The sequence below is a fragment of the Streptomyces sp. NPDC091412 genome (assembly GCF_044756885.1).
In the GTDB taxonomy this organism is placed as follows: domain Bacteria; phylum Actinomycetota; class Actinomycetes; order Streptomycetales; family Streptomycetaceae; genus Streptomyces.
In genome coordinates this window covers 762,863-784,313 of sequence record NZ_JBIVTV010000002.1, presented here as the reverse complement: position 1 = coordinate 784,313, position 21,451 = coordinate 762,863, and the positions used below count along the sequence as shown (strand labels likewise).

Annotated in this window: 18 protein-coding genes; 4 read left to right on the top strand and 14 right to left on the bottom strand. The window is 71.6% G+C overall.

Translation table 11 applies throughout. The annotated features are described in order from the left end of the window. The first annotated feature begins 71 nt into the window (after positions 1 to 71). Together ACIQMV_RS07625 and ACIQMV_RS07620 are read left to right on the top strand one after the other, a co-directional pair. Positions 72 to 1,970 carry a ricin-type beta-trefoil lectin domain protein gene (locus ACIQMV_RS07625; RefSeq protein ID WP_402591888.1) on the top strand — a complete coding sequence of 633 codons (1,899 nt, stop codon included), beginning with the start codon at positions 72 to 74 and terminating at the stop codon, positions 1,968 to 1,970. 125 nt (positions 1,971 to 2,095) lie between these two features. After that, positions 2,096 to 2,701 carry a GPP34 family phosphoprotein gene (locus tag ACIQMV_RS07620; protein WP_402591887.1) on the top strand — a complete coding sequence of 202 codons (606 nt, stop codon included), beginning with the start codon at positions 2,096 to 2,098 and terminating at the stop codon, positions 2,699 to 2,701. A gap of 232 nt (positions 2,702 to 2,933) precedes the next feature. On the opposite strand, the gene cimA is transcribed toward ACIQMV_RS07620, so the two are convergent. The 8 genes from cimA to ureA form a co-directional block, all read right to left on the bottom strand. Then, positions 2,934 to 4,538, bottom strand: a complete 1,605-nt coding sequence (gene cimA, locus ACIQMV_RS07615; RefSeq protein ID WP_402591886.1) for a citramalate synthase — start codon at positions 4,536 to 4,538, stop codon at positions 2,934 to 2,936. A 285-nt stretch (positions 4,539 to 4,823) separates the two neighbouring features. Continuing rightward, entirely contained in the window at positions 4,824 to 6,125 is a 1,302-nt protein-coding gene (locus tag ACIQMV_RS07610) for an MFS transporter (protein WP_402591885.1), read from the bottom strand. 59 nt (positions 6,126 to 6,184) lie between these two features. Then, positions 6,185 to 7,270 carry a TolB family protein gene (locus tag ACIQMV_RS07605; protein WP_402591884.1) on the bottom strand — a complete coding sequence of 362 codons (1,086 nt, stop codon included), beginning with the start codon at positions 7,268 to 7,270 and terminating at the stop codon, positions 6,185 to 6,187. 115 nt (positions 7,271 to 7,385) lie between these two features. Further along, positions 7,386 to 8,012 carry a TetR/AcrR family transcriptional regulator gene (locus tag ACIQMV_RS07600; protein WP_402591883.1) on the bottom strand — a complete coding sequence of 209 codons (627 nt, stop codon included), beginning with the start codon at positions 8,010 to 8,012 and terminating at the stop codon, positions 7,386 to 7,388. Beyond that, positions 8,009 to 8,503, bottom strand: coding sequence for a hypothetical protein (locus ACIQMV_RS07595; protein WP_402591882.1), 495 nt, complete (start codon positions 8,501 to 8,503; stop codon positions 8,009 to 8,011). The genes ACIQMV_RS07600 and ACIQMV_RS07595 overlap by 4 nt, the downstream gene beginning before the upstream one ends. Before the next feature lie 9 nt (positions 8,504 to 8,512). Then, the gene (locus ACIQMV_RS07590; protein ID WP_402591881.1) at positions 8,513 to 9,577 is read right to left on the bottom strand and encodes an agmatine/peptidylarginine deiminase; all 1,065 of its coding nucleotides are present in this window, start codon (positions 9,575 to 9,577) and stop codon (positions 8,513 to 8,515) included. Positions 9,578 to 9,606: 29 nt separating this feature from the next. Continuing rightward, positions 9,607 to 11,295 (bottom strand): urease subunit alpha, encoded by a 1,689-nt coding sequence (locus ACIQMV_RS07585; RefSeq protein ID WP_402591879.1) that lies wholly within the window; start codon positions 11,293 to 11,295, stop codon positions 9,607 to 9,609. Then, the gene (gene ureA / locus ACIQMV_RS07580; protein ID WP_402591877.1) at positions 11,292 to 11,975 is read right to left on the bottom strand and encodes an urease subunit gamma; all 684 of its coding nucleotides are present in this window, start codon (positions 11,973 to 11,975) and stop codon (positions 11,292 to 11,294) included. Before ureA ends, ACIQMV_RS07585 begins: the two co-directional genes overlap by 4 nt. A 142-nt stretch (positions 11,976 to 12,117) precedes the next feature. Between ureA and ACIQMV_RS07575 the strand changes: the two genes are divergently transcribed. Beyond that, positions 12,118 to 13,554 carry a cytosine permease gene (locus ACIQMV_RS07575; RefSeq protein ID WP_402591875.1) on the top strand — a complete coding sequence of 479 codons (1,437 nt, stop codon included), beginning with the start codon at positions 12,118 to 12,120 and terminating at the stop codon, positions 13,552 to 13,554. Between the two features lie 209 nt (positions 13,555 to 13,763). On the opposite strand, the gene ACIQMV_RS07570 is transcribed toward ACIQMV_RS07575, so the two are convergent. The 5 genes from ACIQMV_RS07570 to ACIQMV_RS07550 all read right to left on the bottom strand — a co-directional run bounded on the left by ACIQMV_RS07570 (position 13,764) and on the right by ACIQMV_RS07550 (position 19,337). Continuing rightward, positions 13,764 to 14,852 (bottom strand): branched-chain amino acid aminotransferase, encoded by a 1,089-nt coding sequence (locus tag ACIQMV_RS07570; RefSeq protein WP_402591873.1) that lies wholly within the window; start codon positions 14,850 to 14,852, stop codon positions 13,764 to 13,766. 254 nt (positions 14,853 to 15,106) lie between these two features. Then, positions 15,107 to 16,150, bottom strand: a complete 1,044-nt coding sequence (locus tag ACIQMV_RS07565) for a 3-isopropylmalate dehydrogenase (protein ID WP_402591871.1) — start codon at positions 16,148 to 16,150, stop codon at positions 15,107 to 15,109. Between the two features lie 77 nt (positions 16,151 to 16,227). Further along, entirely contained in the window at positions 16,228 to 16,359 is a 132-nt protein-coding gene (locus ACIQMV_RS07560) for a hypothetical protein (RefSeq protein WP_141358068.1), read from the bottom strand. Positions 16,360 to 16,719: 360 nt separating this feature from the next. Beyond that, complete coding sequence (gene pruA, locus ACIQMV_RS07555; RefSeq protein ID WP_401773491.1) at positions 16,720 to 18,360, bottom strand: L-glutamate gamma-semialdehyde dehydrogenase; 1,641 nt, start codon at positions 18,358 to 18,360, stop codon at positions 16,720 to 16,722. Positions 18,361 to 18,410: 50 nt separating this feature from the next. Next, positions 18,411 to 19,337 (bottom strand): proline dehydrogenase family protein, encoded by a 927-nt coding sequence (locus tag ACIQMV_RS07550; RefSeq protein WP_141358072.1) that lies wholly within the window; start codon positions 19,335 to 19,337, stop codon positions 18,411 to 18,413. Between the two features lie 164 nt (positions 19,338 to 19,501). Here ACIQMV_RS07550 and ACIQMV_RS07545 point away from each other — a divergent pair, with 164 nt between their 5' ends. Continuing rightward, positions 19,502 to 20,833, top strand: coding sequence for a PucR family transcriptional regulator (locus ACIQMV_RS07545; protein WP_402591868.1), 1,332 nt, complete (start codon positions 19,502 to 19,504; stop codon positions 20,831 to 20,833). Here the strand turns inward: ACIQMV_RS07545 and ACIQMV_RS07540 are convergent. Next, positions 20,830 to 21,423 (bottom strand): TetR/AcrR family transcriptional regulator, encoded by a 594-nt coding sequence (locus ACIQMV_RS07540; RefSeq protein WP_402591866.1) that lies wholly within the window; start codon positions 21,421 to 21,423, stop codon positions 20,830 to 20,832. The two genes, ACIQMV_RS07545 and ACIQMV_RS07540, sit on opposite strands and share 4 nt — an antisense overlap. Positions 21,424 to 21,451 lie beyond the last annotated feature (28 nt).

Here is a 21,451-nt window from a genome sequence, read left to right as displayed (position 1 = left end):
TCGGCCCCGAAGCCGTCATTTACTCACCGCTCGCACGCCCCTGTCCCCCACCTCACGAAGGGCGGCACCCGATGCACTCCTTTCCCGACGGACGCGGTCTTCCCGGCAGACGCGGTCGCGCGCTGCGGCTGCTGCTCGCCGGACTGCTGTCCACGGCGGGCCTGACGGCCCTGGGCGCCCCGGCCGCGCAGGCGGCGGGCGAGCCCGTCACCGCCTGGCTGACCACGACCGACGACTCCGGCGGGCGCCACGTGGTGCGCGGCCTCGAACAGCAGGCGCCGTTCGCCTTCCAGTCCGGCACCGGAGGCGGCGGCGAGAACATCACCGTCGACGAGAACACCCGCTACCAGACCTTCACCGGTGGCGGCGCCTCCTTCACCGACACCGCGGCCTGGCTGATGAACAGCAGCGGCGCGCTGTCGCAGGCGACCCGGGACGCGACCATGCGGAAGCTGTTCTCGCCCACGGACGGGATCGGGCTCTCCTTCCTGCGCAACCCGATGGGCGCCTCCGACCTGGCGCGGGGCGGCTACACCTACGACGACGTGCCGGCCGGGCAGAGCGACCCGTCGCTCTCGAAGTTCTCCATCGCCCACGATCTGGCCGACGTGGTGCCGCTGACCCGGCAGGCGCTCCAGCTCAACCCGGCGCTCACGGTGATGGCCTCGCCCTGGACCGCGCCCGCCTGGATGAAGGACAGCGGGCAGCTCAACGGCGGCTGGCTGAAGGCGGAGGACTACGGGGCGTACGCCACGTACTTCGTGAAGTACCTCCAGGCCTACCGGGACCAGGGCGTCCCGGTCGCCTACGTGACCGCGCAGAACGAGCCCACCTGCTGTTCCGGCTACCCCTCGATGAGCTGGAACGCCGGCGGCCTGGCCTACTTCACCAAGAGCGAGCTGCTGCCCAAGCTCCAGGCCGCGGGCCTGTCCACCAAGGTGCTGGCGCACGACTGGAACTGGGACACCTACGACTCCTACGCCGCCCAGACGGTGGACGACGCGGCCGTCCGCGCGCACCCGAACTTCGGCGGCATCGCCTGGCACGGCTACGGCGGCAACGTCGCCCAGCAGACCACCGTGCACAACCGGTATCCGCAGCTGGACGCCTTCGGCACCGAGCACTCGGGCGGCACCTGGATCGGCCACCAGCAGCGCGAGGACATGCTCAACATCGTCGACTACACCCGGAACTGGGCGAAGTCGGTGACCAAGTGGTCACTGGCGGTGGACCAGAACATGGGGCCGCACAACGGCGGTTGCGGCACCTGCACCGGGCTGATCACGGTGCACAACGGCGACGGCCGGTCGGGGCAGGTCGACTACACGGTCGAGTACTACGACATGGGCCACCTGACGAAGTTCGTACGGCCGGGCGCGCAGCGGATCGCCTCCACCGCCTCCTCGGCGGTGCCCAACGTGGCCTGGCGCAACCCGGACGGCGGCAAGGCCCTGATCGCCTACAACGACGCCGCCACCGCGAAGACCGTCACGATCAACTGGGGTTCGCAGCACGCCACCTACTCGCTGCCGGGCCGGACGTCGGCGACCTTCGCCTGGTCCGGGACGCAGTCGGGCGGCGGCAGCACGTCGGGCGCGTTCGTCGGGCTGGCGGGCAAGTGCCTGGACGTGGCGGGCGGTTCGTCGGCGAACGGCACGGCAGTGCAGCTCTACGACTGCAACTCCAGCACGGCCCAGCAGTGGACGGTCCAGCCGGACGGGTCGGTGCGGGCGCTGGGCAAGTGCCTGGACGTGACGTCGGCGTCGACCGCCAACGGGGCGAAGGCGCAGCTCTACGACTGCAACGGCACCGGGGCCCAGCAGTGGTCGTACAACGCCTCGACCGGTGACGTGGTGAACCTCGCCGCCGACAAGTGTCTGGACGTGACCGACAACTCCTCGGCCAACGGGGCTCGGGCGCAGATCTGGTCGTGCACCGGCGCGGCCAACCAGAAGTGGCGGTTGCAGTAGGACCGCCCGGCCGGCCGGGAGCCCCCGGCCGGCCGGACACCGGTCGCGGCACCGGGCCCGCGGCTCCCCGCGGACGTATCGTCGGGGGTGTCCCCGACCTGACCACCCCGACCAGGAGCGCCGGCATGACCACATCTCGGGACCTGTTGATCGTCAGCATGGACGTCCCGTCCGAGCGCCCCGTCGAGCAGGGCGATCTGTCTCTCGCGCTGGCGGGCGCCGAACTGGCCGACCTCCTCACCGGCGGGGCCGCCGGCCTGGACGGCGACCGCATCGTGCCGCTCCCCCGGCAGGACACCGGGGACCGCCTCCTGGACCAGGCGGCGGCGTCGCTCGACGGGCGGCCGCCGTACGAGTCCGTCGAGGACTGGCTGTGGCGCCGCGGCGAGGGCCTGGCCGTGACCTACATCGACGCCCTGGACGCGGAGGGGCAGCTCACCGGGCGACGGCACCGCTGGATGCCCGCGCGCGGCGGCCGGAAGGCGCCCGCCGACACACCGGCGCGGCGCCGGGCCGCCGAGCGCTGGTCCTCCCACGACCCCGTCATCGCCGGGCTCGCGGCCGCCGTCGGCATCGAGGCCGAGCCGGGCGCCCCGCTCACCGCCCCGGACGACGACGCCCTGGTCACCGTGCTGGCCACCGTCAACGACGCGGTGACGGAGCTGGAGGCCGTACGGCAGCGGCGGCGCATCGAGAACGCGGCCTTCGACAACATCTGGCGCGCTCCCTGATACCGGGGGCGAACCCGGGTGTGCCGGCCTCCTGCCGAGGCCGCGCCGACGGGCCGCGGCCCCGGCTTGTCGGCGCAGGAGCGCCGGGCCCGGTCCGGGTCCCGGGCCGGCAGCCGGGTCGTCGTGCGTCCCCCCGCCGGAGAACCGCCGTCCGCGGAACCGTTGTCGTCCGCGTCCATGTCTCCGCTGTGCCGTGGCGGGCGGCGGACGGCGGGCTCGGGCGTCCGTTCGGCTACTTCGCCGGTTCCACGCCCGCGCGCAGCAGGCCGTAGGTGTACGCGTCCTCCAGGGCCTGCCAGGAGGCCGCGATCACGTTGTCCGCCACGCCCACCGTGGACCACTCGCCCTGGCCGTCCGAGGTGGAGATCAGCACGCGGGTGGTGGAGGAGGTGCCGTGCTTGCCCTCCAGGATGCGGACCTTGTAGTCGACCAGGCCGAGGGAGGCGAGCTCGGGGTAGATCTTCTCCAGGGCCACGCGCAGGGCGCGGTCGAGGGCGTTGACCGGGCCGTTGCCCTCGGCGGTGGCGACGATGCGCTCGCTCTTGGCCCACAGCTTCACCGTGGCCTCGTTGGCGTGGGTGCCGTCGGGGCGGTCCTCGACGATGGCCCGCCAGGACTCGACGTCGAAGTACGTCAGCGGCCTGCCCTCGGCCTCGGCGCGCAGCAGCAGTTCGAAGCTCGCGTCGGCCGCCTCGTAGGTGTAGCCCTTGAGCTCGCGCTCCTTGACCCGCTCGACGACGCGGCCGACCAGTTCGCGGTCGTCGCCGAGGTCGATGCCGAGTTCCTTGCCCTTGAGCTCGATGGAGGCGCGGCCGGCCATGTCGGAGACCAGCATGCGCATGGTGTTGCCGACCTGTTCGGGGTCGATGTGCTGGTACAGGTCCGGGTCGACCTTGATGGCGGAGGCGTGCAGGCCGGCCTTGTGGGCGAAGGCGGAGACACCCACATAGGGCTGGTGGGTGGAGGGCGTGAGGTTGACGACCTCGGCGATGGCGTGCGAGATGCGGGTCATCTCGCGCAGCCGCCCCTCGGGCAGCACCCGCTTGCCGTACTTCAGCTCCAGGGCCGCGACCACCGGGAAGAGGTTGGCGTTGCCGACCCGCTCGCCGTAGCCGTTGGCCGTGCACTGCACGTGGGTGGCGCCGGCGTCGACGGCCGCGAGGGTGTTGGCGACCGCGCAGCCGGTGTCGTCCTGGGCGTGGATGCCGAGGCGGGCGCCGGTGTCCGCGAGGACGGTGGAGACGACCGCCTGGACCTGGGCGGGCAGCATGCCGCCGTTGGTGTCGCAGAGGATCACCACGTCCGCGCCGGCCTCCGCGGCGGTGCGGACGACGGCCTTGGCGTACTGGGGGTTGGCGCGGTAGCCGTCGAAGAAGTGCTCGCAGTCGACGAAGACCCGGCGGCCCTCGACGCGCAGGTGGGAGACGGTGTCGCGGACCATCTCCAGGTTCTCCTCCAAGGTGGTGCGCAGCGCCAGCTCCACATGCCGGTCGTGCGACTTGGCGACCAGGGTGATCACCTCGGCGCCGGACTCCAGCAGCGCCCTGACCTGGGGGTCGTCCGCCGCCTTGGCGCCGGCCCGGCGGGTCGCCCCAAAGGCCACGAGCTTGGCGTGCCGGAAGTCGATCTCCTGCTTGGCGCGGGCGAAGAACTCGGTGTCTCGCGGGTTCGCGCCGGGCCAGCCACCCTCGATGAAGCCCACGCCGAAGTCGTCCAGGTGCCGAGCGATGGCCAGCTTGTCGGCGACCGTGAGGTTGATCCCCTCACGCTGGGCGCCGTCGCGCAGGGTGGTGTCGAAGACGTGGAACGAATCGTCGAGCTGGCTGGATGCGGTCATGTTCTCAAGGCTCCTGTTTGCAATCTCGGTCTTGCCGTCAATGACCGGCTCCACCGTCCCCCCAATAGTCCCTCGCGCAGCGGTCCCGGCTGTGGGTGGGCCAGGAAAACGAAAGACCCCTCGCGGGTGCGAGAGGTCTGCGCGCGGGTCGAGGACGACGATGGCCGCCCGTACCTGGTCGTACGTGGCGGTCACTGCGGACCGGCGCGCCTGCTGCCAATAATCATGGCGGACGAGAGCACGGGGGCAGTCTGGCACAGTCCCGCTCTCTCCGGACATCACGTCTCAGGATGCGGGCGTCAACCTGGACGCCTCCGCGGTCTCCACCCGCGCCAGATCCAGGTCCCTGGTCTCCCGCATGGTGATGTAGACCACGAGCGAGACGGCCGCACAGGCCGCCACGTACCAGAAGAATCCGGACTCCGCGCCGGCGTTCTTGAACCACAGGGCGACGTATTCCGCGGTGCCGCCGAAGAGGGCGTTGGCGAGGGCGTAGGGCAGGGCCACGCCGAGCGCGCGCACGCCCGTGGGGAACAGCTCCGCCTTCACGCACGCGTTGATCGAGGTGTAGCCGGTGACCACGACCAGGGCGAGCAGGGACAGTCCGAGCGCCGGCCAGAAGCCGTCCGCGCGCCGCAGCAGGGTCATGATCGGCACGGTCAGGACCGTGGAGCCGACGGCGAAGGTGATCAGCAGCGGCCGGCGGCCGATCCGGTCGGACAGCCGCCCGGCGAGCGGCTGGAGGCAGGCGAAGACGATCAGCGCGGTGAAGGAGACGAGGGTCGCGGTCTGCTTGGGCAGGCCCGCGGAGTTGGCCAGGTACTTCGTCAGGTACGTGGTGTACGTGTAGTACGCCACGGTGCCGCCCATGGTCAGGGCGATCACCAGGAACGCCTCCCGCCTGTGCCGCCACAGCGCGCGCAGGGTCCCGCGCTCCTCGCCACCGGTGGCGTCGGCCTCGTACACCTCGGTCTCCAGCATGCTGCGGCGCAGGTAGAAGACCACGGCCGCGCCGAGCGCGCCGACCACGAACGGGATGCGCCACCCGTAGCTGTGCAGGGCCTCGTCGGACATGGTGCGCTGGAGCAGGATCTGGAGGCCGAGGCCGAGGATCTGGCCGGCGGTCATGGACACGTACTGGAAGCTGGAGGCGAAGCCGCGGTGGCGCGGGGCGGAGGCCTCGGTGAGGTAGGTGGCGCTGGCCGCGTACTCGCCGCCCACGGACAGTCCCTGGAGCAGGCGTGCGGCGAGCAGGACCAGGGCGCCGCCGTAGCCGGCGACGGCGTAGGTCGGCGCCACGGCGATGAGGACGGCGGAGGCCGACATGAGGGTGACGGTCAGGGTCAGGGCCGCCTTGCGGCCCTTCCGGTCGCCGACCCTGCCGAGCAGCCAGCCGCCGACCGGGCGCATGAAGAAGCCGACGGCGAAGATGCCCGCGGTGTTCATGAGCTGGGCGGTCGGGTTCCCGTCCGGGAAGAAGGCCCCGGCGAAGTAGGTGGCGAAGCTGGCGTAGACGAACCAGTCGTACCACTCCACCATGTTTCCGGCCGAACCGATCCAGATCTTCTTCCAGTGCTGTCGTCCCATGAGCCGTCACTGCCCCGGCCGGGCGGTGGGAACGCGCCGGAATCGGCCAAACGGAGCGGTCAGTTCAGGCGTCGTACGAAGACGTCCGGGACGCCGTTGGTGTCGTGCGGCACCAGGTCGGCGGCCGGGGAGGAGAAGACGACGGCGTGGCCCGTGCGGTCGACCGCGCGGGGGAGGGCGGTGGCGCCCGCCGGGGCCACCGGGTGCCGCCGGCCGGACGGCAGCGCGAGCAGGTCGAGTCCGCCGTCACCGGACAGCAGCACGTGCCGCAGCGAGCCGTCGGCGGCGGCCGCCGCGGTGCCGGCCGCCTGCCGGACGCGTCCGGTGCGCAGGTCCTGGACGTACGCGGTGGTCGTCCCGTCGGCCGCCGTGGCGTTGAACAGGGCGCGGCGGCCGTCGTCGGAGAGCCGGACGAGCGTGGCCGAGAAGCCGCTGCCGATGTCGGACTCGTGTCCGTCGCGGACGACGTGGATCCGCCCCTCGGTGCCCTGGCCCGTCCGGGCCGCCACGCTGTACGCGACCGTGCGGCCGTCGGCGCTGAGCCAGGCGTTGAGGATCATGCCCTCGGCCGGCAGTGGCGAGATCCGCCGGTCGGTGCCGGTGTCCAGGTCGCGGACGTGGAGCACGCGTGCGTAGTCGTCGCCGTGGCGGTTGCCGAGGGTGTACGCCACGTGCCGGCCGTCGGCGCTGATCGCGGCCGCGGTGCCCAGCTCGTAGGAGGTGTCCTGCGGCGGCTCCTGGGGCCACAGCACCTCCGTGCGTCCCGTGACGCGGTCGTACACGTACGGCTTGGGGTAACGGTTGCCGTTGGAGTAGGCGAGACGGCGGCCGTCGCCGCTGAGCATCGGCCCCGTGGTGTAGATCAGGTCCTCCGGGACCTGGGTGAGCCTGCCGGTGCGCAGGTCCTTGAGGTACAGGCGGGTGTCGATGCCGCCCTCGGGGTCCGCCGAGGAGAAGACGGCGTAGCGGCCGTCGCCGCTGATGACGCCGCCGCCCGACGCCGCGGTCAGCTCGCTCCCGTCGGTGGCGGTACTGATCCGCTCGACGCGCGGCGGAGGGGCCGCGGCCACGGCGGCCGGGCCGAGCGCGAGCAGCAGTGCCGCTGCCGACGCGGTGCCGAAGACTCTGCGGACGTGTGCGGCCATGGCCATGGTTCCCCCCGAACCCGGACCCCCGGTCCCGCGCCGAGGACTCCCCGGATTCAAACGCGCCGGCCGGTCCGCGGCAATGCGCCGGTTTACGTACAACCGGGACGGTTGATCAGGCGTCCGCGAGCCCCGGCCGGTTCAGCGCGTCGTCGAGGAACTCCCTTACGTGGCACATGACGTGGGCCCGGTCGGTGCCGCGCAGCCCGATCGCCACGTGGATGGAGAAGCCGTCGAGGAGGGCGCGCAGCCGGGCCGCGAAGCGGTCCGCGTCGACCGGCTGGAACTCGCCGCGCGAGACGCCCTCGGCGACCAGCGCGGCCAGGTCCCGGTGCCAGGCGCCCTCGATGGCGGCCTGCCGGTCGCGGGCGTCCTCGCCGGCGTTCAGCGAGCGGTTCCAGACCTCCAGCCACAGCGTCCAGTGCGGGTCGCGGTGACCGTCCGGCACGTACAGGTCGACGTAGGCGTCGAGGCGTTCGCGGACCGGGGCGGCACGGGTGAGCAGCCGGCCGCGCTCGGTGCCGAGCCGGCTCTCGCTCCACTCCAGCGTCTGCAGCAGCAGTTCGTCCTTGGAGCGGAAGTAGTACAGCAGATGGCCGCTGCTCATCCCGACCTCGCGGCCGAGCGCCGCCATGGTGAGCTGCTCCAGACCGCGCTCGGCGATCATCTCCATGGCGGCGGCGAGCACCTCCTCACGCGGCGGCGCGGGGGTACGTCTGCGGGGCGTGGGGGCGGTGCTCATGCCGGGACCGTCCGTACGGCGTCGGACAGGAAGTGGGTCTCGTAGGGGCCGTAGCACTCGCCGAACAGCGTCGCCACCACCGCTCCGCACCCGCCGCACACCTGGTTCGGGCCCTCCTGGCCGGTGGCCCCGCAGCACCCGTGTTCCTGGCACGCGGGGTTGTACGACAGGAAACCGGCCGTGTCCTCGGGGCCGACCACCAGGGTGTCGCGCGGCCCGGCCGACATCAGGAATCCCGGGCCGTCGGGGTTCCCCACGCACACGCCGGGGAGGGCGGCCCCCGCCCACTCCGGGTCCGGGTGCGGCACGAACGGCGCCCCGCACGGCTCGGGGTCCACGGCGTACGTGCCCGGCGGCACGGTCGGCGGGGCGTGCCGCGAGCCGTCCGGGTTCCTCCGGCCGTCGTACTCCGGGCGGGGCGGCAGTTCGGGCAGCGGACGCAGCGGTTCGGTGAGGTGGCGGGCGCAGGCCGCGCAGACCAGTACGTTCACTCGTATGTTCTACCTGACCGCCCGCTGCCCGACGACCGTCTTGGGCTGCTGCTGGGTGATGCAGTGGATGCCTCCGCCGCCGGCGAAGATGGCGCGGGCGTCGACCGGGGTCACCGTGCGGTCGGGGAAGAGCCGGCGGAAGATGCCGGCCGCCTCCTCGTCGCGCGGGTCGTCGAAGGCGCACAGGACGACGCCGCCGTTGCAGAGGTAGTGGTTGATGTAGGAGTAGTCGGCCCAGTGCCCGTCGGCCTCCAGGACGGTGGGGGCGGGGACTTCGACGACCTCCAGGGGGCGGCCGTCGGCGTCGGTGGCCGACTTCAGGACGCCGATGACCTCCTTGGTGACCTCGTGGTCGGGGTGGGCCGGGTCCGGCTGGTGGTGGGCGACGACGACACCGGGGCGGGCGAAGGCGGCCACGATGTCGACATGGCCGAGGGTGCCGTAGCCGTAGGGAGGGTAGTCGCCGGTCAGGCCGCGCGGCAGCCAGATCGCCTTGCGGGTGCCGAGGTGGGCGTGGATCTCCGCCTCGACCTGCTCCTTCGTCCAGTGCGGGTTGCGCTCGGGGCCGAGCTGCACGGTCTCGGTCAGCAGGACCGTGCCCTCGCCGTCGACGTGGATCCCGCCGCCCTCGTTGACGAGCGGGGAGGCGTACGTCTTCGCGCCCGCGAGGTCCGAGACATACGAGGCGATCTTCGCGTCGTGCTCCCAGCGGGCCCAGTCCTGGGCTCCCCAGCCGTTGAACGTCCAGTCCACGGCGGCGAGTTCACCAGTCTGACTGGTCAGGAAGGTGGGGCCGATGTCGCGCATCCAGGCGTCGTCCAGATCGCGTTCGACGGTGTCGACGCCGTCGCCCAGGAGGGTGCGGGCCTCGGCCGACTGGCCGGGGCCGCAGACCACCGTCACCGGTTCGAAGCGGCGCACGGCACGGGCCACCGACGTCCAGGCGGCGCGGGAGGCGGCGACGTCGTCGGGGGTGTCGAAGGTCGGGTTGGGACCCGGCCACGCCATCCAGGTGCGCTCGTGCGGCGCCCACTCGGCGGGCATGCGGAAGCCGTCGGCGGCGGGGGTGTTCATCTCGGGGGTCCTCGCAGAGGTCACGGAGGTCACAGGAAGTACAGGCGGTTGAGGGAGACCGACTCGGCGGGCTCGGAGCGGATCGGGTCGCCGTCCAGGGTGACCAGGCCGGTGCGCTGGTCGACGTCGACGGATCCGGTACGGGAGTTGAGGCGCAGGTCGGCGGGGCCGATACCGCGGGTGCCGCGCACGGCGACCCGGCGCCGCCGGGTGGGCATCGTGTCGTGGCCCTGGTCCACGGCGGCCTGGGCGACGAACGCGACCGAGATCTCGGCCGGGGTGGCGCCGTGCGCGCCGAACTGCGGTCCCAGTACGAGGGGTTCGCAGGTGTCGGTGGCCGCGTTGGGGTCGCCCACCACGCCGTACGCGGGGAACCCGGACTTGAGGACGAGTTGCGGCTTGGCACCGAAGAACTCGGGGCGCCACAGCACGATGTCGGCCAGCTTGCCGGTCTCGATCGAGCCGACCTCGTGGGAGAGGCCGTGCGCGATGGAGGGGTTGATCGTCAGCTTGGCGATGTAGCGCAGGACGCGCGCGTTGTCGTCGTCCGGGCCGTCCCCGTCGACCGGGCCCAGCTCGGCCTTCATCTTCCCGGCCATGGCGAAGGTGCGGCGCACGGTCTCGCCGGCCCGGCCCATGCCCTGGGCGTCGGAGGAGGTGATGCCGATCGCGCCCAGGTCGTGCAGCACGTCCTCGGCGCCCATGGTCCCGGCGCGGATGCGGTCGCGGGCCATGGCCGCGTCGCCGGGCAGGTCGGTCTTGAGGTCGTGGACGGAGACGATCATGCCGTAGTGCTCGGCGACCGCGTCCCGGCCGAAGGGCAGGGTGGGGTTGGTGGAGGAGCCGATGACGTTCGGGACCCCGGCCATCTTCAGCACGTTGGGGACGTGTCCGCCGCCGCAGCCCTCGATGTGGAAGGCGTGGATCGTGCGGCCCTCCAGGACGCGCAGGGTGTCCTCGACCGACAGGCACTCGTTCAGTCCGTCGCTGTGCAGGGCGACTTGTACGTCGTGCTCCTCGGCGACCCGCAGGGCGGTGTCGAGGGCGCGGGTGTGGGCGCCCATGTCCTCGTGCACCTTGAAGCCCAGGGCGCCGCCCTCGGCCAGCGCCTCGACCAGCGGGGCCGGGTGCGAGGACGAACCGCGGCCCAGGAAGCCGATGTTGACCGGCCACGCGTCGAAGGCGCCGAACGCGTGCCGCAGCGCCCACGGCGAGTTGACGCCCACGCCCCACACCGGCCCGAACTCCTGGCCGATGATGGTCGTCACGCCGGAGGCGAGCGAGGCCTCCATGATGCGCGGCGACAGCAGGTGCACATGGGGGTCGACGGCGCCGGCCGTGGCGATCATCCCCTCGCCGGACACGATCGTGGTGCCGGTGCCGACGACCACGTCGACGCCGTCGAGAGTGTCGGGGTTCCCGGCCCGCCCGATGGAGTGGATCCGGCCCTCGCGGATTCCTATGGAGACCTTGCGGATGCCCTGCACGGCGTCGATGACGACGACGTTGCTGATCACCACGTCGCAGGTCTCGCGGACCGCCGCCGCCTTGAGGTGCAGTCCGTCCCGGGCGGTCTTGCCGAAGCCGGCGAGGAACTCGTCGCCGTACTGCTGCGCGTCGGACTCGATCCGGACCACCAGCCCGGAGTCCCCGAGGCGGACGCGGTCGCCGGCCCGCGGGCCGTGGGTGGCCGCGTACGCGTACGGGTCGATGCTCATCGGTCGGCTCCCAGGTATCCGCAGGCGGCGGCCCGGCGCAGGGCCTCTTCCTTTGCCCCCGGCGCGTCCAGGGGCCCGTCGACGAGGCCGGCGAAGCCGATCGCGATCCGCTCACCGCCGATCGGCACGAGGCCGACCTCGGCACTCTCCCCCGGCCCGAACCGCACCGACGATCCGGCGGGCACCGCGAGCCGCATGCCGTAGGCCTGCTCGCGCGGGAAGTCGAGGCGCGGGTTGGCCTCGAAGAAGTGGAAGTGCGAGGTGACGGAGACCGGCACGGACGCGGTGTTGGTGACCGTGAGCCGTACGGCCGCCTCCGGCTCGGCGTGCTCCGGTCCCGGCAGCAGCGCGCCCGGCCCCATCTCGCCCAGCCCGCCCCCCGCGATCGGGTCGGAGACCACCGCGAGCCGTGAGCCGTCGTCGAAGACGGCCTCGACGTGGACCTCGGTGACCACGTCCGCCACGCCGGGCAGGACGTCGTCCGGGCCGAGCACCGTGCGGGCACGCTCGATCGCCTCGGCGAGCCGGGCGCCGTCGCGGGCTGCCTCGCACACCGTGTCGGCGATCAGGGCGGTGGCCTCCGGCACGTTGAGCCTCAGGCCGCGGGCCCTGCGGGCACGGGCCAGTCCGGCGGCGGTGAACAGCAGCAGCCGGTCGCGCTCGGTGGGGGTCAGTCTCACGCCGTGGCACCTCCTTGATCGCCAAATTAGAACAACACTCTAAACGTGAAATTCACAGAAAGGAACCGTTGACGGCTGACCGCCTCAGCCGTCACATTGAACGTCGCTCTAACTCCCGGGCGGCCGTCGAAGGAGACCTGCCATGCCGATAGAACAGCACGGAGTCGACACCATCCCCGAAGCGGAACGGACCAGCGGTCCGCGCGATCTGGTGTCGATCCTGCTGGGGTCCAATCTGTGTCTCGGCGTGATCATCTTCGGCTGGCTGCCACCGTCGTTCGGACTCGGCTGGTGGGCCTCGCTCAGCTCGATCGTGGTGGGCACGGTGGTCGGCACGCTGTTCACGGCCCCGCTGGCGCTGGTCTCCCTGCGCACCGGCACCAACCTGTCGACCTCGTCCGGCGCCCAGTTCGGCGTGCGCGGCCGGCTGGTCGGCTCGGTGGTCGGGCTGCTGCTCGCCCTCGGCTACACCGCCCTGACCGTGTGGATCGGCGGCGACGTGATGGTCTCCGTCCTGCACCGGCTGTTCGGTCTGACGCCGAGCGCGGCCTCGTACGGCGTCGTCTACACCCTGCTCGCCGCGGCGACCGTCACGGGCGCGGTGTACGGCTACCGGGTGCTGCTCGCCATGTCCCGCGTGCTCGCGATCGGTATGACCGCCCTGCTGATCCTCGGCGTGATCGCCTACGCCCCGCACTTCACCACGGCCGCGCTGCCGGAGGCCGGCGGCTATCTGCTGGGCGGCTTCTGGCCGACGTGGTTCCTCGCGACGGTGGCCGCCGGGCTGTCCGGTCCGATCGCCTTCATCACCCTTCTCGGCGACTACACCCGCTACATCTCCCCCACCCGGTACTCCTCCCGCCGGGTGCTGCACGCCACCTGGCTGGGCCTGATCCTCGGCCTGCTGGTCCCGCAGTTGTTCGGCACCTTCACGGCCTTCGGCGCCCGCGCCGCCCTCGACTACGCCGGGCCGCTGGTGGACGCCTCCCCCACCTGGTACCTGATCCCGCTGCTGCTGTCCGCCTCCGCGGGCTCGGTCGGCAACGCCGGCCTGATGCTGTACTCCATGGGCCTCGACCTGGACGCCATCCTGCCGCGCGCCTCCCGCGCCCGCGCCACCTACACGGTCGCCGTGGTCGCCACGGCCTGCGTCTTCGCCGGCCACTTCGCCTGGGACGCGCAGTCGGCGATGACCTCCTTCGTCCTCCTGCTCACCGCGATCGGCACCCCGTGGGCGGTCATCACCCTCATCGGCTTCGCCCGCTGCCGCGGGATGTACGACGCCGACGCCCTCCAGGTCTTCAACCGGCGCTCCCGGGGCGGCGTCTACTGGTACCGGTCCGGCTGGAACATCCAGGCGACCGTCTCGTGGGCGGTGGGCGCCGGTGTCGGCCTGCTGGCGGTGTCCCTGCCCTCGTACGAGGGACCGCTGCTGTCCCTGACCGGCGGCGTGGACTGCAGCTTCCTGCTGTCGGGGGCCGTCGGCGGTCTGGTCCACCTGCTGCTCGCCCCGCGGCCCCAGCCGTCGCCCCTCCTCGAGACCGCGAAGGAACCGGCCCACGCCGAGAGCCGGCTCTAGCGCTGTGACCGGACAGGTTCACCGGCTCGCGCGGACCTTTCCGGTCTCAGCACCGGGCCCTGCCGGAAGAGACCGGGAAGCATACCGCCAACGGCCGTTCCCCGCCCGCCGGTTCGCGAAGCCGGCGAACGGCGAACGGCGGACGGGGAACGGGGAACGGGAGAGGGGGATCGGGAGACGGCCGGTGAGGCGAAGGGCCGGGCGGGCGCCTACGCCAGCGCGTGCATCCAGCCGTGCTTGTCCTCGGTGACGCCGCGCTGGACGTCCAGCAGGGCCCGGCGCAGCTTCATCGTGACCTCGCCGGGCTCTCCGCCCGACTGCTTCCACTCGGCGTCCGCGCGCTTGACGGTGCCGACGGGGGTGATGACGGCGGCCGTGCCGCAGGCGAAGACCTCCGTCAGCGTGCCGTTCTCGGAGTCGCGCTGCCACTGGTCGATGGAGACGCGGGCCTCCTCGGACTCGTAGCCGAGGTCGCGGGCGACCTGCAGCAGCGAGTCACGGGTGACGCCCTCCAGGATCGAACCGCTCAGGGACGGGGTGACGATCTTGTCGCCGTACACGAAGTACAGGTTCATGCCGCCGAGTTCCTCGACCCACTTGTGCTCCACGGCGTCGAGGTAGCAGACCTGGTCGCAGCCCTCGGCGGCGGCCTCGGCCTGGGCGAGCAGGGAGGCCGCGTAGTTGCCGCCCGTCTTGGCGTCGCCCATGCCGCCGGGGACGGCGCGGACGCGGTCCTCGGAGGCCCAGATGGAGACCGGCTTCACACCGCCCGGGAAGTACGCGCCGGCCGGGGAGGCGATCACGAGGAACAGGTACTCGTTGGCGGGCTTGACGCCCAGCCCGACCTCGGTGGCGATCATGAACGGGCGCAGGTACAGGGACTCCTCGCCGCCGTGCGCCGGGACCCACGCCTTGTCCTGCCGGACCAGGGCGTCGCAGGCTTCGATGAACGTCTCGACGGGCAGCTCGGGCATGGCCAGGCGGCGGGAGGACGCCTGGAAGCGCTTGGCGTTCTTCTCCGGGCGGAACGTGGCGACCGAGCCGTCGGGCTGGCGGTAGGCCTTCAGACCTTCGAAGATCTCCTGCGCGTAGTGCAGGACGTGCGTGGCGGGGTCGAGGGGGATCGGCGCGTACGGAACGAGCTGGCCGTCGTGCCAGCCCCGGCCCTCCGTCCACCTGAGCGTCACCATGTGGTCGGTGAAGTGGCGGCCGAATCCGGGGTTGGCCAGGATCGCCTCCCGCTCCGCGTCGGAGAGCGGGTTGGCCGAAGGCTTGAGCTCGATCGTGGGCGTCGTCATGAGTGAGTGTCCTTCACCGAGTTGTTGTGACAGGCCGCGCTCACGCCCGTACGGCCGGATGGCCTGTGCTAGGACGTCCGAGCATTCCCTCATACCGCGGCTCCGCGTTCGATTATCGCGCGGAGCCGAGGGCGGAAGAAAACGGGGTGAATGCGGCCCAGGGACTGATGGTGGCACCCGGCGGCGGACAGGGGGAAGCCGCCGGGCGCGGATGCGACCCGACGGCTTCGAAGTTTTCGAGTGGCTCGGCCGGGTCAGCCCGCTACTCGTACGCGGAGCGCGTCGCCGATCTCGGCGGTGGAACGCGCGGGCAGCGCGCCGCGCTGCGCGAGGTCGGCGGAGACGGCGTCCTCGATCCGGGTGGCCTCGGACTCGTAGCCGAGGTGGCGCAGCAGCAGGGCGACGGACAGGACCGTGGCGGTGGGGTCGGCCTTGCCCTGACCTGCGATGTCCGGGGCCGAGCCGTGGACCGGCTCGAACATGGACGGGAACTCGCCGCCCGGGTTGATGTTGCCCGAGGCGGCGACGCCGATGCCGCCGGAGACGGCCGCGGCGAGGTCGGTGATGATGTCGCCGAAGAGGTTGTCGGTGACGATGACGTCGAACCGCTCGGGCTGGGTCACCAGGTAGATGGTGGCCGCGTCGACGTGGATGTACTCGGTGGTGACCTCGGGGTACTCCTCGGCCACCTTGTTGAAGATGTTCGTCCACAGGTGGCCCGCGAAGGTCAGCACGTTGTTCTTGTGGACCAGCGCGAGCTTCTTGCGCGGACGGGCCTGGGCGCGGGCGAAGGCGTCGCGGACCACGCGCTCGACACCGAAGGCCGTGTTGACGGAGACCTCTGTGGCGACCTCGTGCTCGGTGCCCTTGCGGATGGTGCCGCCGTTGCCCGTGTACGGGCCCTCGGTGCCCTCACGGACGACGACGAAGTCGATCTGCGGGTCGCCCGCGAGCGGCGTGGCGACTCCGGGCAGGAGCTTGCTCGGGCGCAGGTTGACGTGGTGGTCGAAGGCGAAGCGGAGCTTGAGCAGGAACCCGCGCTCCAGGACGCCGGAGGGCACCGACGGGTCGCCGATGGCGCCGAGCAGGATGGCGTCGTGCCGCCTCAGCTGCTCCAGGTCGGCGTCGGTGAGGGTCTCCCCGGTGGCGTGGTAGCGCCGGGCGCCGAAGTCGTACTCCTTGGTCTCCAGCTTCACATCCTGCGGTAGGGCGGCGGACAGGACCTTCAGGCCCTCGGCCACGACTTCCTGGCCGATTCCGTCACCGGGGATCACTGCGAGATCGATGCTGCGAGACATGCGGGCACCCTACTCCTCGTCCCATGAGCTGACATGGAGCGTCCGCGATCCGGACACCCCGGGGGGACTCCCGGACCTCAGTGACCCGTCTGGCCGCCGTTGTCGCGGCGGTCGAGGGCGCGCTGGAGGGCGGCGGCGGCGTTCTTGCGGTCGGACTCGCTGGTGCGCGGGATGTGGCGGACGCGGCGGCGGACGGTCGTCTCGGGCATGGGAATCGACTCCTTCGAGCAGCATGGAGTACGGAAAAGAAGACTGACGAGACTCCCCCACTGCCTAATGGGCGTGGGCGGCGCCCCCGGAAGGGGCGGAAAGCCTGCCGCAGGGGTGACCTGCACGGGCCCGGCTCACGACCGCCATTCGCTGGATCAAGCGAGACGCTCGGTTCCTACAAAGCTAGGTGAGGACCGGGCATCTGTCTCCACAATTACTCGGACTTCCTACTATCTGAGACGGAGGATGGGGTCACACCCACCTGACCTGGGCCTTTCCTCTGACCCAAATGGCTCCGCCCCCGGTCCGGAGGGGTGTTTCCGGAGCGGGGGCGGGGTTCAGGGGGTGCCGCGCGGGCGTCAGCCCATGTGCGGGTAGGCGTAGTCGGTCGGCGCGACCAGGGTCTCCTTGATGGCGCGGGTCAGGGTCCAGCGCATCAGGTTCTGCGGGGCGCCCGCCTTGTCGTTGGTGCCGGAGGCGCGGCCGCCGCCGAAGGGCTGCTGGCCGACCACGGCGCCGGTCGACTTGTCGTTGATGTAGAAGTTGCCGGCCGCGTAGCGCAGCTTCTCCATCGTGTACGCCGCGGCGGCCCGGTCACCGGCGATGACCGAGCCGGTCAGGGCGTAGTCCGACACCGACTCCATCTGGGTCAGCATCTCGTCGTAGGCGTCGGCCGAGCTGTCGTCGTACACGAGGACCGCGAGGATCGGGCCGAAGTACTCGGTCGTGAAGACCTCGTTCTCCGGGTCGGTGCACTCGATGACGGTCGGGCGGACGAAGTAGCCGACCGAGTCGTCGTAGGTGCCGCCCGCGACGATCGTGCAGGACGGGTCCTCCTGGGCCCGGTCGATCGCCGCCTTGTTCTTCGCGAAGGAGCGGTCGTCGATGACCGCGCCGATGAAGTGCGACAGGTCGGTGACGTCACCCATGGTCAGGGAGTCGACCTCGGCGGCGAACTCCTCCTTGAAGCCGGAGTTCCAGATCGACGCCGGGATGTAGGCGCGGGAGGTGGCGCTGCACTTCTGGCCCTGGTACTCGAAGGCACCGCGGGTCAGCGCGGTCTTCAGCACCGCGCGGTCGGCCGACGGGTGGGCCACCACGAAGTCCTTGCCGCCGGTCTCGCCGACCAGGCGCGGGTAGGCGCGGTACTTCTCGATGTTGTTGCCGACCGTCTTCCACAGGTACTGGAAGGTCTTGGTCGAACCGGTGAAGTGGATGCCGGCCAGGTCGCGGTGGTTCAGGGCGACCTCGGAGACCTCGATGCCGTCACCGGTGAGGAGGTTGATGACGCCCTTGGGCAGGCCCGCCTCCTCCAGCAGCTTCATGAGCAGCACGGCGGCGTGCGTCTGGGTCGGGGACGGCTTCCAGATCACCACGTTGCCCATGAGGGCGGGCGCGGTGGGCAGGTTGGCCGCGATCGCCGAGAAGTTGAACGGCGTGATCGCGTAGACGAAGCCCTCCAGCGGACGGTGGTCCATGCGGTTCCACACACCCGGGGAGTTGGCCGGGGGCTGCTCGGCGAGGATCTGGCGGGCGTAGTGGACGTTGAAGCGCCAGAAGTCCACCAGCTCGCAGGGGCTGTCGATCTCGGCCTGCTGCGCGGTCTTGGACTGGCCGAGCATCGTGGAGGCGGCGATCGTCTCGCGCCAGGGGCCGGACAGCAGCTCGGCGGCGCGCAGGATGATCGCGGCACGGTCGTCGAAGGACATCGCGCGCCAGGCCGGGGCCGCGGCGAGAGCGGCGTCGATGGCGTCCTGCGCGTCGGCCTTCGTGGCGTTGCGGGAGGTGCCGATGACGGCCTTGTGGTTGTGCGGCTGGACGACCTCGAAGGACTCGCCCCCGCCCATGCGCTGGACACCGTCGATGGTGCAGGGCAGGTCGATCGGGTTCTCGGCCAGCTCCTTGAGCTTGGCCTCCAGGCGGGCGCGCTCGGGCGAGCCGGGAGCGTAGCCGTGCACCGGCTCGTTGACGGGCGTGGGGACCTGGGTCACAGCGTCCATGGGTTCCGAACTCCTTGACTTGAGCGGTGTTGCGAGCGGGGTGCGGAGGCTCAGCCCTTGCTGACCATGCTCCGGAGGAAGAAGCGCAGGTTGGCCGGCTTCTCCGCGAGACGGCGCATGAAGTAGCCGTACCAGTCGGTGCCGAAGGCGGTGTAGACGCGCATGCGGTGCCCCTCGGCGGCCAGGCGCAGGTGCTCGTCGCCGCGGATGCCGTACAGCATCTGGAACTCGTACTCGTCGAGCTTCCGACCGGCGGTGCGGGCCAGTTCCTGCCCGATCGAGATCAGGCGCGGGTCGTGGGAGCCGATCATCGGGTATCCGTCGCCCTGCATCAGCACGCGCAGGATGCGGACGTACGCCTTGTCGATCTCGTGCTTGTTCTGGTAGGCGACCTCGGCGGGCTCCTTGTAGGCGCCCTTCACCAGGCGGACCCGGCTGCCGTTCGCGGCGAGGCGGCGGGCGTCGGCCTCGGTGCGGAAGAGGTAGGCCTGGATGACGCAGCCGGTCTGCGGGAAGTCCTTCCGCAGTTCCTCGTGGATGGCGAACATCGAGTCAAGGGTGGTGTGGTCCTCGGCGTCCAGGGTGACCGTCGTGCCGATGGCGGCGGCGGCCTCGACGACCGGGCGGACGTTCTTCAGCGCCAGCTCGTGGCCGTGCTCCAGGGCCTGGCCGAACATGGACAGCTTCACGGACATCTCGACCTTCGGGCCGAGCTCCAGGTCCTTGATCCGGTCGATCAGCTCCAGGTACGCGTCCCGCGCGGCGGCGGCCTGCTCGGGAGTGGTGATGTCCTCACCGACCACGTCCATGGTCAGTTCCAGGCCCCTGCCGGTGAGGTCCTCGATGATCGGGACGATGTCGCCCACGGTCTCGCCCGGGATGAAGCGGTCGACGACCTGCTTCGTCCCCGGGGCCGCCGAGATCAGGCGTCGCATCCGGTCGCTGCGCGACGCGGCGAGAATCACGGGACCCAGCACGGGGCACCTCCACACAAACAAGCAACACAAGGCCGCAGCCCGACGGTTCGGGGGCGGCACGGAGAACCACCGTGAAAGTAAAGGTTTCCTCAGATCGTCGGCCATCGACACCTGTCACGCATCCGCGCACGTGATCTCAGACAGATGTATGAAGGCCATCGGAAATGCGGGAGAATGCCCGAGTGACATCCAGTGACAAGGGTGACTACCAGGAGCTGGTCGACGAGATCTCGGAGCTGCTCGGCGCGCCGGCCACCCTGGAGAACCGGAACTTCGAGCTGATCGCCTTCGGCGCCTACGACAGCGAGGGCGACCTGGATCCGTCCGCCCTGGACCCGGTGCGCACCCGCTCGATCCTGACCCGCCGCTCCACGGCGGCCGTCCGCCACTGGTTCGAGGGCTTCGGCATCACCCGGGCGACCGGTCCGGTGCGGATCCCGCGGACCCCGGAGGCGGGCGTGTACCGGGGACGGATCTGCCTTCCGGTCCGCCATCGGGGTGTCGTCCTCGGCTACGTCTGGCTCCTGGACTACGACCCCGGGCCCACCGATCGGCAGCTGGCCGCGGCCATGCTGGTCACTGGGCGGATCGGCGCGCTGCTGGCGGACGAGGCCCAGCACGGCGCGGACCTCACCCGGGAGCTGCGGGCGGTGCTGACCGCCGAACCGGGCTGGCCGCGGGACATGGCGGTGGCGGAGCTGAGGACGGCCCTCGGGGCCCGCGCGGACGGACCGCACACGGTGGTGTGCGTGGCCCCCTGGCCGTCGGCGGACCCGGACGACGCCCCCTCGGTGCGCACCCTGCCGGGCGCCAGGGCCCTGTGCGCGATCCCCTGGGGTGGGGGCACCTCCCACGCCCTCAAGGCAGTGGGGGAGAGTGGCCAGAGCCTGGTCCTGCTGGTCGGCCTGCGCTCCACGGACACGCTGACACCGGCGGTGTCGGCGGCGACCCGCCTGCTGGAGCGGGCGGGCGCGTCGGGGGCCGGCGGCGCGGGCCGCACCGGTGCCGGGACCGGAGGAGCCTCCGCCCAGGACGGGACGACCGGACGGGACGGCGGACCGGTCCGGACCACCGCGGGTGGCGGCGGGGTGGCCGCGGGGATCGCCGCGGCGCGGACGGGGCTCGACGAGCTGGGGACCGCGTGGGCGGAGGCCTCGGCGGCGGCGCGGGCCGCGCTGGCGGAGCCGCGGCTGGGGCCGGTCGCGCGGTGGGCGGCCATCGGACCGTACCGGCTGCTCACCAGGCTGCCGCCGGAGGCCGCGCACGACCCCGCCCTGCACGGGCTGCTCTCCCCCGCCCACCGGGAGCTGGCCCGCACCGCCGAGGTCTACCTCGACTGCGCGGGGCAGGCCGGACGCACCGCCGCCGAGCTGGGCATCCACCGCCAGACGCTGTACTACCGCCTGTCCCGGGTGGAGCAGCTCACGGGCCTCGACCTGGACGACGGCGAGGACCGGCTGCTGCTGCACATGGCGCTGAAGGCGGCGCGGCTCTAGGACTCCCGGCCGGTGCCCGCGATCACTCGGCGCAACCCCTCGGTGAGCTGGTCGGCGTCGGTCGCCGAGTCCGGGTCGAAGAGCCACTGGACCATCAGCCCGTTGAGGAGGGTCTGGTAGAAGCGACCCTCCGTCTCGAGGGCCTCCTTGTCGAGTTCGTTCTCCGGGATGCCGGTGAACAGGGACACCAGGCCCGAGCGTCCCTCCTCCTGAGCCTCGCCCAGCATGCGGCGCACCTCCGGAATCCGGTCGCCCTGGAGGACGAGCTCGAAGCTCAGCAGCCAGATCCCCCGTGACTCGGGGAGCGATCGGATGATGTTCGCCCACACCGTCTGGAAGCGCCCCAGCGACCCGAGGGGGGCCGTCACCGCGCCGCCCGCGCCCCAGCCGACGCCCGGCGCCTCCCCCACGCCTTCGATCAACGAGACGTACGCCTGGACCAGCAGTGCGTCCTTCGACCCGTAGTGGTAGCCGATCGAGCCGAGGTTGGTTCCCGACTCCTTCACGATGTCGCGCGCGGTCGTGCGTACGAACCCTTTCTGCAGCAGGCAGCGCTTGGCGCCCTCGAGCAGATCCTCACGGTGTCCCATGCCTGCCACCCTACCCGCGATTCATACA

Excerpts from the sequence above, each read along its gene's own strand:
- ACIQMV_RS07625 (WP_402591888.1), top strand. The coding sequence starts at position 72 with ATGCACTCCTTTCCCGACGGACGCGGTCTTCCCGGCAGACGCGGTCGC.
- ACIQMV_RS07620 (WP_402591887.1), top strand. The coding sequence starts at position 2,096 with ATGACCACATCTCGGGACCTGTTGATCGTCAGCATGGACGTCCCGTCC.
- cimA (WP_402591886.1), bottom strand. The coding sequence starts at position 4,538 with ATGACCGCATCCAGCCAGCTCGACGATTCGTTCCACGTCTTCGACACC.
- ACIQMV_RS07610 (WP_402591885.1), bottom strand. The coding sequence starts at position 6,125 with ATGGGACGACAGCACTGGAAGAAGATCTGGATCGGTTCGGCCGGAAAC.
- ACIQMV_RS07605 (WP_402591884.1), bottom strand. The coding sequence starts at position 7,270 with ATGGCCGCACACGTCCGCAGAGTCTTCGGCACCGCGTCGGCAGCGGCA.
- ACIQMV_RS07600 (WP_402591883.1), bottom strand. The coding sequence starts at position 8,012 with ATGAGCACCGCCCCCACGCCCCGCAGACGTACCCCCGCGCCGCCGCGT.
- ACIQMV_RS07590 (WP_402591881.1), bottom strand. The coding sequence starts at position 9,577 with ATGAACACCCCCGCCGCCGACGGCTTCCGCATGCCCGCCGAGTGGGCG.
- ACIQMV_RS07585 (WP_402591879.1), bottom strand. The coding sequence starts at position 11,295 with ATGAGCATCGACCCGTACGCGTACGCGGCCACCCACGGCCCGCGGGCC.
- ACIQMV_RS07575 (WP_402591875.1), top strand. The coding sequence starts at position 12,118 with ATGCCGATAGAACAGCACGGAGTCGACACCATCCCCGAAGCGGAACGG.
- ACIQMV_RS07570 (WP_402591873.1), bottom strand. The coding sequence starts at position 14,852 with ATGACGACGCCCACGATCGAGCTCAAGCCTTCGGCCAACCCGCTCTCC.
- ACIQMV_RS07565 (WP_402591871.1), bottom strand. The coding sequence starts at position 16,150 with ATGTCTCGCAGCATCGATCTCGCAGTGATCCCCGGTGACGGAATCGGC.
- ACIQMV_RS07560 (WP_141358068.1), bottom strand. The coding sequence starts at position 16,359 with ATGCCCGAGACGACCGTCCGCCGCCGCGTCCGCCACATCCCGCGCACC.
- pruA (WP_401773491.1), bottom strand. The coding sequence starts at position 18,360 with ATGGACGCTGTGACCCAGGTCCCCACGCCCGTCAACGAGCCGGTGCAC.
- ACIQMV_RS07545 (WP_402591868.1), top strand. The coding sequence starts at position 19,502 with ATGCGGGAGAATGCCCGAGTGACATCCAGTGACAAGGGTGACTACCAG.
- ACIQMV_RS07540 (WP_402591866.1), bottom strand. The coding sequence starts at position 21,423 with ATGGGACACCGTGAGGATCTGCTCGAGGGCGCCAAGCGCTGCCTGCTG.